Below are 10,431 nucleotides of genomic sequence, written 5' to 3' on the forward strand. Positions count from 1 at the left end.
ACTGCCCGAGGACACGTCCGTCACCTGGCGATCACCGCCGAACGCGGAGTCGGCCTCAGGATCCTCGTCGACCGCAATCGCCTCACCCGACACGAGGACGCCATCCCGCGAGCCGGCGGCACCCCGTGCGATCAACGGGTCGGCGGCATGCCGTTCCTGCCGTTGGCCGCCGTCCGCGATTCCGGTGTCGTCGGCGTCCGGGCCTGGCCCGGCAGACGTACTGGATTGCGCGGCGGATCGACCGGACCGCGGGGCGGGATCACTGGTCTGCGGTGCGGTGGATGCCATTCCGACATCGTTCCGGGCGCGATCGGTCCAGTCAGCGGCCAATCGTTCGAAAGTGGACCGAATTCGGTCGGGCGCCCAGGTTACTCACTCGGCCAACGTGGCCTGATATCGCCGCATCCCGGACAGCCAGCGGTCGTAGTCGGCGCTCTTGTGCCGGTACATCTCGAGCACCTGGGCGTGCGGCAGGATCAGGAATCGCTCGCCGGCGATACCGGACAGCACCTCGCGCGCCACCTGTTCCGGGGTGAGCACCTCACCGGCGGAAACGACCGCGCGGATCGCCTGCTCGTTCGCCGCGGCCTCGGTGAAATTGTCGTTCCCCGCACGCAGCAGATCGGTGTCCACCCCCATCGGGCATACACAACTGACTCGAATTCCCTTGTCCCCGAAGGTGATACTGAGCCACTCCGCGAACCCGACGGCCGCGTGCTTGCTGACCGCGTACGGCGCGGACCCGATCTGGGTGAGCAGTCCGGCCGCCGAGGCGGTGGCGACGAAATAACCACTACCTCGCTGTGTCCATGCCGGAATCAAGATCTGGGCGGCCCGCACATGCGCCATCACATTGACTTCCATTGCGGCGGACCACTGCTCGTCACTGCCGTCCAGCCCCCGCGCGCCGAAGATCCCCGCATTCGCGAAATACAGATCCACCGGGCCGAATTCCCCCTCGGCCCGCGCCACCAACCCCCGGATCACCGCCGAATCGGCGACATTCCCGACCATCGACACCGCACGCTCCCCCAACTCCGCGGCCACCCCCGCCACCGCCTCGTCCAGATCCGCCAGCACCACGCTCGCCCCGGCCCCCACCAGCGCCCGCGCCAGCGCCGCCCCGATCCCCGCCCCGGCCCCCGTAACGATCGCCACCTTGCCCGAAACATCCATGTCCGCACCCTAACCCCGCCCATCTCCCGCGATAGGTGAACTCGATGGGCGAGCGGGATCTCGAAGCGGCCAGGCCCGACACGATGGGCACTCTGCGACGATCACCAGCCAGGACGGGACCGTCGGCGCGATCACCGGACTGGGACCGCAGGGATCACTCGAGCACCCACTTCGCGATGCCCGAAGGTGACGGCCGACGTGTGTTCCCGACGCACCTTCCAGCGATTCCGAGGCCTGCCGCAGTGCATCGAACGAGCTCGGCGAATATGTGCGCCGGACCCTCGAACGATGAAACCCCGCTCATCGATCAGAGCAGAACGTCGCGTCCGCGATCCCGGGCGACCCAGGGCATTCAACGGGACGGACGGGTGGCGGCCCGGGTGGCGTCCTGCCGGCTGGAGCCGTCGGCGCGGGAGAGACGTCGCAGGAGGGGCGCGGTGCGGGGCCCGACGAGTTGCTGCATGACCAGGGCCATATTGGTGCGTTCGACGCCGGGGATCTTCAGGATGCGGCCCGCGATGCGATAGAGGTCGTCGGCGTCGCGGGCGACGACGCGGACGGTGAGATCGGTCAGGCCGGTCATCCCGCAGACCTCGGTGACCTCGGGAACCTCGGCCAGTTCGGCGACGACCGCGTCGAGTTGATGCTGATCCACCACCACCGCCACGAACGCGGCGAGCTGATAGCCCAGGGCACGCGGATCGATGCGGCGATCGAATCCCGCGAGCACACCGGCCGCCTCCCAGCGCGCGAGTCGGGCCTGCACGGTATTGCGCGACAACCCCAGCCGCGTGGCGAGTTCGACACCCGTCGCCCGGGGATTCGCGACCAGTTCGAGCAACAGCCTGGCATCGGTCGCGTCGACGACGGCTCCGGCGGGTTCTGCACTGGACATGTAACGCAGTATGACAGCATTTCGCGGCCAAAGATCACGCATTCTGCGCAGTTCGCATGTCGCTACTTGCGCAAGTCGCCCAATCGTGGATGCTGTGATGTAGAGCACATCGCTTCCTCGCACGGCCCGGAGATCCCGGACCGGCGACATGCCAGGCAGGCAAACGTACCGGAGTGGCTACGTTTCAGGAAGGCGGCACTCATGCCCACCACCTCCACGGCATCGCCCGCGACCCGGGCCACGCCCACCGCTCGTGACACCGCAACCGACACGATCCCCACCAGCGCGATCGCCACTGACGCGATCACCGCGAACGCCATCTCGACCGGCATCGTCACCGCCACGGCGAGCCCGCCGGAGAAGATCGCCTACCCCGTGCAATTGGTCCAGCCCGACGGCCGCCGCGTCCTCGATCGCGAGCACGCGGCCCTGGTCGCCGACATCGGCCCGACTCGATTACGGCAGCTCTATCTCGACATGGTCGTCGCCCGTCGCATCGATACCGAGGCGACCGCACTACAACGCCAGGGCCAGCTGGGCCTGTGGCCGCCGCTGCTGGGGCAGGAGGCGTCGCAGATCGGTTCCGCGCACGCCCTGCACCCCGACGACTACGTGTTCTGCAGTTACCGCGAGGCGGGCGTGGCCTATTGCCGCGGCGTCGATCCGGCGCAGATCACCCGTCTGTGGCGTGGCGTGGCGCATTCGTGCTGGGATCCCGCGCAGATCAACATGACCAATCCGGCCATCGTGGTCGGCTCGCAGGGATTGCACGCCACCGGCTACGCCTATGCCGCCCATCTGGACGGCGCGGAGATCGCGGTGATCACCTATTTCGGCGACGGCGCGACCAGTCAGGGCGATATCGCCGAGGCGCTGGGCTTCGCGTCCTCCTGGAGTGCGCCGGTGGTGTTCTTCTGCCAGAACAACCACTGGGCAATCAGCGAACCGGTGCGGGTCCAGAGCGCGACCCCGATCGCGCGGCGGGCCTACGGTTACGGCATACCGGGCATCCAGGTCGACGGCAACGATGTCCTGGCGGTTCTGGCCGTGGCCAGGCAGGCCGTGGCGCGGGCCCGCGCGGGCGGGGGCCCGTCGTTCATCGAGGCGATCACCTATCGGATGGGCCCGCACACCACCGCCGACGATCCGACCCGCTACCGCTCGGCCGCCGAGACCGAGTTGTGGCAGCGCCGCGATCCGATCGACCGAATCCGCCGGTTGCTCGAACGAGAAGCCTTGTGGGACAGCGATTTCGAACAACAGGTACGAGAACGCTCGGACGAGGTCGGCGCTCGGCTGCGCACCGCGACCATCGACATGCCCGATCCCGAACCGACCGAGCTGTTCGAACACGTCTATGCCACCCCGCATTCACTGGTGGAGCGGGAACGCCGGGAGTACACCGCGTATCTGGAAGGAGTACGGCCATGACCAGCACCTTCGCGGCGGCACTCAATCTCGGGCTGCGCCGGGCCCTCGAGGACGACCCCAAGGTCGTGCTGATGGGCGAGGACATCGGCCGTCTCGGCGGCGTCTTCCGGGTCACCGACACCCTGCAGAAGGATTTCGGCGACAACCGGGTCATCGATACGCCGCTGGCCGAATCCGGCATCGTCGGAACGGCTTTCGGCATGGCACTGCGCGGCTATCGGCCGGTGTGCGAGATCCAGTTCGACGGATTCGTCTATCCGGCCTTCGACCAGATCGTCTCCCAGGTCGCCAAGATCCACTACCGGACGGCGGGAAAAGTCCTCGCGCCCATCACGATTCGCATCCCGTTCGGCGGCGGGATCGGTTCGGTGGAGCATCATTCCGAATCGCCAGAGGCGTACTTCGCGCACACCGCGGGCCTGCGCGTGGTCTCGCCGAGTACCCCGGCCGACGCCTATCTGATGATCCGCCAGGCCGTTTCGCTGGACGATCCGGTGATCTTCCTCGAACCCAAACGCCGCTACTGGGACAAAGCCGAGGTCGACTTCGCCGCCCTGGACCGGGACCCGTATCCGCTGGAGCGGGCCCGTATCCGCCGCGCGGGTTCGGATGCGACGGTCGTCGCCTACGGCGGTATGGTCCGCACCGCGCTGGCGGCCGCCGAGATCGCCGCCGGGGAGGGGCGTTCACTCGAGGTCGTCGATCTGCGCAGCCTCTCCCCGATCGACTTCGACACGATCGAGGATTCGGTGTTGCGCACCGGACGGCTGATCATCACGCACGAAGCGCCGGTCTTCGCCGGACTGGGCGCGGAGATCGCCGCACGCATCGCCGAACGCTGTTTCTACCAGCTAGAAGCACCGATTCTGCGCGTCGGAGGCTTCGACATCCCGTATCCCCCGGCTAAGCTCGAACGGCACCACCTGCCCGACCCCGATCGCATCCTGGACGCGGTCGACCGAACGCTTGCCGCCTGATCCGCCCGTTCGAACAGAGGTGCCCGTTGGACGACGCTGCCACACACGACCCACGGCCGACCGGCCGGAGCCCGGAGGAGACCACCCGCGCGAGCGCGGAGGATCCCCTACCGAACGACACCGACGACGCGCGGGTGCTCGAGTTCCGGCTGCCCGATCTGGGCGAGGGGTTGACCGAGGCGGAACTGGTCTCCTGGGCGGTGTCGGTGGGCGATCCGGTCGAGTTGAATCAGACCATCGCCGAGGTCGAGACGGCCAAGGCGCAGGTGGTGCTGCCGTGTCCGTTCTCCGGTCAGGTCACCGAACTGCTGGCCGCGCCGGGCGACACGGTGGCGGTGGGCGCGCCGCTGATCCGGGTGCGCAGCGATCGCGGGGCGGCCGCGCCGAGTGAGCGTCGGTCGGTGCTGGTCGGCTACGGACCGAACGAGGAGACGACCTCGCGTCGCACCCGGAAGCGGTCGAATCCCGATGTGACAGTTCAGGATTCACCGGATATCACGCAGCAGCTGCCCGCACCGGCGTATCCGGATCGCCCCGCGGCCACACCGGGCGCTCGCGCGCTGGCCCGCGAACTCGGCATCAATCTGGCCTTCGTCGCCGGTTCCGGACCGGGCGGGGCGGTCACCGTGGAGGATGTGCGGCACGCGGTGCCGGTGTCCGCGCCGGTGAATCGAGTGCGCCCCGAGGACGAGGCGCTGCCCAATGCTCCGCGCCCCAGCATGCCCACGGTGCCCACGATGCGCCCGGACGGCGGCGTCATCCGGCCGACCCCGAGCTCCGGCGAGACCCGCGTCCCGGTGACCGGGGTGCGCAAACGCACCGCCGCCGCCATGCTCGCGAGCGCCCGGACGATTCCGCAGGCCAGCGCGTTCGTCACGACGGATTTCACCGCTTCGATGGAACTGCTCGACCATCTGCGCACGACCGATTCGTTCATGGGCCTGACGCTCACCCCGCTCGCGCTGGTGGCCAAGGCGACGCTGGTGGCGATGGCCGAATTCCCGGGCGTCAACTCGTTCTGGGACGAGGAGAACCACGAGATCGTCACCAAGCACTATGTGCACCTCGGGATCGCGGTGGCCACCGAACGCGGGCTGCTGGTGCCGAACGTCAAGGACGCGCACACTCTGAGCCTGCGCGAGCTGTGCCGGGAGATCGGCTGGCTCGCCGACATCTCCCGCGCCGGTTCGGCCACGCCCGCGGATCTGCGCGGCGGCACCTTCACCATCAGCAATGTGGGCGTCTTCGGCGTGGATGTCGGTGTGCCGCTGGTCAATCCGGGCGAGGGCGCGATCCTGTGCCTGGGTTCGATCCGCAAACAACCGTGGGTCTACCGCGACGAACTCGCTGTCCGCTGGGTCACCACCCTGGGCCTGAGCTTCGACCACCGAATGATCGACGGCGAACTCGGCGCACGTTTCCTGGCGACGGTCGCATCACTGCTGGAAGATCCGCTGACCTTATTGGGCCGGATCTGACTGTATCTTTGGCCTCCGCTTCGCTTCGGCGTGTTCGCGGCCCCCAAGGCTCGCCGCTGAGCACTCGAGACTCGGGCTTCGCCCATGCGCTGTGTTCGATTGCCTCCGCTTCGCTCCGGCGTGTTCGCGGCCCCCAAGGCTCGCCGATGACCACTCGAGACTCGGGCTTCGCCCATGCGCTTCGAGTGCTCATCGGCGAGCCGGCCGCGAACGGTCGCTCGAAGGCTCGCTCCGTGCGGGGCCGGTAGAGCACGCACCTCACGGTCAACAAGCAACAAGCAACAAGCAACAAGCAACAAGCAACAAGCAACGGTCAACGGTCAACGGTCAACGGTCAAGGATGTGTCGTTGTCGGCTGACAGGCAGCGTGGCGACAGCTCACGCGAAGGAGCCGTTGCGGGGGCCGGGGACGGAATGCGGCACTGTGGGAGTGGCCTCAAACGGTTTTCGGTTCAACGACCAGTGCGGTGGCGGCTTCTCGGATGACGGCCGGGATCTCGACCGACTTGCGGGTCTCGTTGTCGACGTAGACGTGCACGAAACCGCCGGTCGCGGCGAGTTCCAGAGCATCACCGGCCTCGCGGAAGATGGCCAGTTCGTAGGTGATGCTGGAACGGCCGAGGCGGCCGACGCGCAGGCCGACGCGCAACTGGTCGGGGAAGCTGAGGGATCCGTGGAAATCGCAGGAGGTCCGCGCGACCACCCCGATGGCGGGCAGGTCGCGGATGTCTGTGCCGGTGGCGTGCATCAGCCAGGCGTTCACCGCGGTGTCGAAGTACGAGTAGTACGTCACATTGTTGACGTGACCGTAGTGGTCGTTGTCCGCCCACCGGGTCGGTACCGGCCAGAGCACCGGATAATCCTGCGCAGTAGTCACGGTCAAACAGTAACCATCCGCCCGGTAGAGCCGGACATCCCTCCGCGGTGACCAATACAGTTGTTGCGATGGGCGCTTCGACACTGATTCCCCGGGTCCGGATCTCGCGGGCCGCCGTATTCGGAGTGTTCGGCCTGAACGGATTCCTGTGTTCCATGTGGGTGGTGCACATTCCGGTGATCACCCAGCGCACCGAAGTATCCAAGAGCACGCTGGGATTGCTGATCCTGCTGGTGGCACTCGGCGGCATCGCCGGAATGCAGGCCGCCGGACCGCTGGCCGACCGGTTCGGCAGCCGAACACTGGTGGCCGTCGCCGGGACGTGGATATCGCTCGCGGTGCTCGGCCCCGCCTTCGCGACCGGCCCGCTGACGCTGGCGGTCGCGCTGCTGCTGTTCGGCACCGGCAACGGCGCACTGGACGTCTCGATGAACGCGCAGGCGGTACAGGTCGAGCGAGCCTATCCACGGCCGATCATGTCGGCGTTCCACGCGATGTTCTCCTGTGGCGGACTGGCCGGATCGCTGGTCGGCGCGGCGACGATGCATCGCGGCTGGGATATTCGCATCACCATGACCGCCGCCGGCGCAATCGGGCTGCTCATGCTGGCGCTGTGCATCCCGAGACTGCTGCCGCGCGGCGAATCCGATTCCGGCGCAACAACATCCATCGAGGACTCCGCCGAGCCGCCGGGAGTGCGACGGTCCGCGTCACTGCGGGTGCTCGCCCTGGCCGCCATCGCCTTCGGCTTCCTGCTGACCGAGGGCGTGGCCAACGACTGGAGCGCCCTGCAAGCGCGCGATCATCTGGGCGTCAGCGATGCCACCGCCGCCCTGGCCTTCGGCGCGTTCTCCACGACGATGACCGCGGGCCGATTCACCGCCGACCGGGTCAGCGCACGATTCGGTCGCGTGGCGGTGGTGCGCTGGGGCGCGGTGCTCGCAGCCGTCGGATTGGCGCTCGTAGTCTCGTCGATCTGGCTGGTTCCAACCCTGCTTGGCTGGGCCCTGCTGGGGATCGGCCTCGCCGGTGGCGTGCCGCAGATCTTCAGTGCCGCGGGCAATCTCGGCACCCGGTCGGCCGCGACGGATATGTCTCGGGTCTTCGGCCTGGGCTATCTCGGTTTCCTGGCCGGTCCGTCGGTGATCGGCTGGCTCGCGGACCTGGGTTCGCTGACCGCGGCGCTGATCTTCCCGCTCGTGCTGATCCTGGTGTGCGCGGCCTCCGCCCGGATCGTCGCACCCAGTTCTTGACCTACAGGTCCAGAACGCTTATCGTTCATGTCATGGGTAGACCGCGCACCTTCGAGGACGACACCGTCGTCGATCGCGCGATGGAGGCGTTCTGGATCAATGGATACGCCAACACCTCCCCCGCGCAGCTCGCCGAGGCCACCGGCCTGGCGAAGGGCAGTCTGTACAACGCCTTCGGCAGTAAACGCGAATTGTTCGAGCGGGCGCTCGAGCGTTACGACCGGATGGGCATCGACCTGACCGCCGAGTACATGTCCCGGCCCGGGAGCACTCGCGAAGTCGTTGGCGCATACCTGCGACACCTGGTCGATGCCGAAATGGCCGATCCGGCGCGGCGCGGCTGCCTGGTCGCCAATACGGCACTGGAACTGTCCGGACACGACGCCGATATCCGCCGGATCATCACAGCGATCACCGAACACAACCTCACCGCCCTGGCCGACCGGATCGACCAGGGTCGCCGCGACGGCGACGTCGCCCGGGACACCGACCCCCGCGCCGCCGCGGAGTTCCTGATGAACACCATCGCCGGACTGCGCGTCATGGCCAAGAGCTACGACCTGAAGGTTCTGCACGGCATCATCGATACCGCCCTGAGCACGCTCTGAATTTCCCTTGCACCGCAGCGCTTTTCGCTGCCCTAGTTTTTGACCCATAGTTCAAGAAAGGCAATTCCATGGATCTCCAGTTGAACGGCAAGACCGCGGTGGTCACCGGCGCGAGTCGCGGCATCGGCCTGGCCGTCGCGCAGACGCTGACCGAGGAGGGCGTGCGCGTCGTCGGCGGGGCGCGCAAGGTCACGGCGGAACTCGAAAAGTACAGTGTCGCAGCAATTTCCGCCGATCTGAGCACCACCGAGGGCATCACCACACTGTTCGACGCCGCACATGCGGAACTGGGCGGGATCGATATCCTGATCAACAATGTGGGCGGCGGCGACGTCGAGCAGATGACGCTGGGCGGATTCCTCGACATCGGCGACGAGCAGTGGGACCGGCTCTTCGAACTCAACCTGATGAGCGCGGTCCGGGCCACCCGGGCGGCGCTGCCGAGTCTGATCGAACGTCGCGGTGCGATCGTCACCATCTCCTCGATCAACGCCCATCTGCCCGCTGCCGGTCCGGTCGGTTACAGCGAAGCCAAGGCCGCGCTGACCTCGTTCTCCAAGCGGATCAGCGAAGAGTTCGGGCCGCGCGGGGTGCGGGTGAACACGGTGTCCCCGGGCGTCGTCGGCACCCCGCTGTGGCGCGAACCCGGCCGTTTCGGCGCGAAGTTGGCCGAGGTCAGCGGCGTCGGCCACGAGGAGTTCCTGACCGCCCTCCCACGGGAGTTCGGCATAGCCTCGGACCGGATCACCGAACCGGAGGAGGTCGGTGCGCTGGTGGCGTTCCTGGTCTCGGAACGCGCGGGGAACATTCTGGGTGCGGATTACGTCATCGACGGCGGCACCCTGAAAGTCGTTTAACCGCCGGGTCCGAACCGCTAGAGTTCGGTGATGTTCGAGAATCGGCGGCTGGAACGCAGGTTGCAACGCATCGAGTACAAGCTCGATCTCATCATGCGGCATTTGGAAATCACCGATTCGCCTGCGCCGCCGCCGGATTCACCGACTCGGCCGATGTCCGGGCCCGCAGCCCTGTCCGGCGCGAGCATCGCCGAGATCGATGCGCTACTGGCGCAGGGCAAGAAGATCCACGCCATCAAGCTCTACCGGGAGATGCTGCCCGGGACCTCACTGAAGGAGGCCAAGGATGCGGTGGAGGCCCGGGAGCGGCCGCACTACTGAGTCTTGTCGACCGTGACGGTCAGATCCGGCCACGGCGGGCGACGCAGGACCGCTGCGCAGGCCAGCGTCGCGGCCGAGAAACCGATCAGCAAGGCCAGCAAGGTGATTCGGGTTTCGTCGGTGGCCGGTATCCATTTGGAGTCGCCGTCCTGGACGACGATCGCGCCCAGTGGGCGAGGCCCGCTACGGAATCGTCCGCCGGGCCGGGCGACCGTGATCACCGTGGCGCCGTCCGGTGTCTGATGCGGCGTACCGAAGATCGCCGAATCAGCCACTGCCGCTGGAATATCGAGATTGTCGTTCGATGCCACCGTGCCCCCTTCACTCGAATGTCGGCTTCGCCTCCGCGAAGTGATTCAGCCGATAGCCTACGCAACGCAGAACGCGTTCAGCGGCGAGACACCCCACGGGTGACATCACCCTTCCGACTGTGGCCGGGGCGGGTGCCGAATGATCGGTCGACGCGGCGAGAGCTGTCACCGTTACGATGATGCCGAGCGGATACGCGAACGGCCCGCACCGGATTGTCCGGTGCGGGCCGTAGCGTGAATTCCCTAC

General features: G+C 67.3%; 11 protein-coding genes. 7 read left to right on the forward strand and 4 right to left on the reverse strand.

The window, feature by feature from the left end:
- Positions 1–372: 372 nt before the first annotated feature.
- Complete coding sequence (locus NM2_RS36925; protein WP_067679187.1) at positions 373–1,176, reverse strand: SDR family oxidoreductase; 804 nt, start codon at positions 1,174–1,176, stop codon at positions 373–375.
- 352 nt (positions 1,177–1,528) lie between these two features.
- Positions 1,529–2,071: an Lrp/AsnC family transcriptional regulator gene (locus NM2_RS36930; protein ID WP_067679190.1), complete on the reverse strand. Its 543-nt coding sequence runs from the start codon at positions 2,069–2,071 to the stop codon at positions 1,529–1,531.
- A 201-nt stretch (positions 2,072–2,272) separates the two neighbouring features.
- On the opposite strand from NM2_RS36930, the gene pdhA reads away from it, so the two are divergent.
- From pdhA to NM2_RS36945, 3 genes are all read left to right on the forward strand, one after another.
- Positions 2,273–3,502, forward strand: coding sequence for a pyruvate dehydrogenase (acetyl-transferring) E1 component subunit alpha (gene pdhA / locus NM2_RS36935; protein ID WP_084531953.1), 1,230 nt, complete (start codon positions 2,273–2,275; stop codon positions 3,500–3,502).
- Entirely contained in the window at positions 3,499–4,479 is a 981-nt protein-coding gene (locus NM2_RS36940; RefSeq protein ID WP_067679193.1) for an alpha-ketoacid dehydrogenase subunit beta, read from the forward strand. Before pdhA ends, NM2_RS36940 begins: the two co-directional genes overlap by 4 nt.
- 134 nt (positions 4,480–4,613) lie before the next feature.
- Complete coding sequence (locus NM2_RS36945) at positions 4,614–5,957, forward strand: dihydrolipoamide acetyltransferase family protein (protein WP_067679230.1); 1,344 nt, start codon at positions 4,614–4,616, stop codon at positions 5,955–5,957.
- Between the two features lie 436 nt (positions 5,958–6,393).
- Here NM2_RS36945 and NM2_RS36950 read toward each other — a convergent pair whose 3' ends face one another.
- A complete protein-coding gene (locus tag NM2_RS36950) occupies positions 6,394–6,834 on the reverse strand; it encodes an acyl-CoA thioesterase (protein WP_067679196.1) in 441 nt (146 codons plus the stop codon).
- 68 nt (positions 6,835–6,902) lie between these two features.
- Here NM2_RS36950 and NM2_RS36955 point away from each other — a divergent pair, with 68 nt between their 5' ends.
- The 4 genes from NM2_RS36955 to NM2_RS36970 all read left to right on the forward strand — a co-directional run bounded on the left by NM2_RS36955 (position 6,903) and on the right by NM2_RS36970 (position 9,873).
- Complete coding sequence (locus NM2_RS36955; RefSeq protein ID WP_067679199.1) at positions 6,903–8,087, forward strand: MFS transporter; 1,185 nt, start codon at positions 6,903–6,905, stop codon at positions 8,085–8,087.
- A gap of 32 nt (positions 8,088–8,119) precedes the next feature.
- The gene (locus NM2_RS36960) at positions 8,120–8,695 is read left to right on the forward strand and encodes a TetR/AcrR family transcriptional regulator (RefSeq protein ID WP_067679202.1); all 576 of its coding nucleotides are present in this window, start codon (positions 8,120–8,122) and stop codon (positions 8,693–8,695) included.
- Positions 8,696–8,763: 68 nt separating this feature from the next.
- Positions 8,764–9,552 (forward strand): oxidoreductase, encoded by a 789-nt coding sequence (locus NM2_RS36965; RefSeq protein WP_067679205.1) that lies wholly within the window; start codon positions 8,764–8,766, stop codon positions 9,550–9,552.
- 30 nt (positions 9,553–9,582) lie between these two features.
- On the forward strand, positions 9,583–9,873 hold the full coding sequence (locus NM2_RS36970) for a ribosomal L7/L12 family protein (protein WP_067679209.1): 291 nt from the start codon (positions 9,583–9,585) through the stop codon (positions 9,871–9,873).
- On the opposite strand, the gene NM2_RS36975 is transcribed toward NM2_RS36970, so the two are convergent.
- A complete protein-coding gene (locus tag NM2_RS36975) occupies positions 9,867–10,184 on the reverse strand; it encodes a hypothetical protein (protein ID WP_067679212.1) in 318 nt (105 codons plus the stop codon). The two genes, NM2_RS36970 and NM2_RS36975, sit on opposite strands and share 7 nt — an antisense overlap.
- Positions 10,185–10,431 lie beyond the last annotated feature (247 nt).

It is taken from the genome of Nocardia miyunensis NBRC 108239 (genome assembly GCF_001613065.1).
Classification (GTDB): Bacteria; Actinomycetota; Actinomycetes; order Mycobacteriales; family Mycobacteriaceae; genus Nocardia; species Nocardia miyunensis.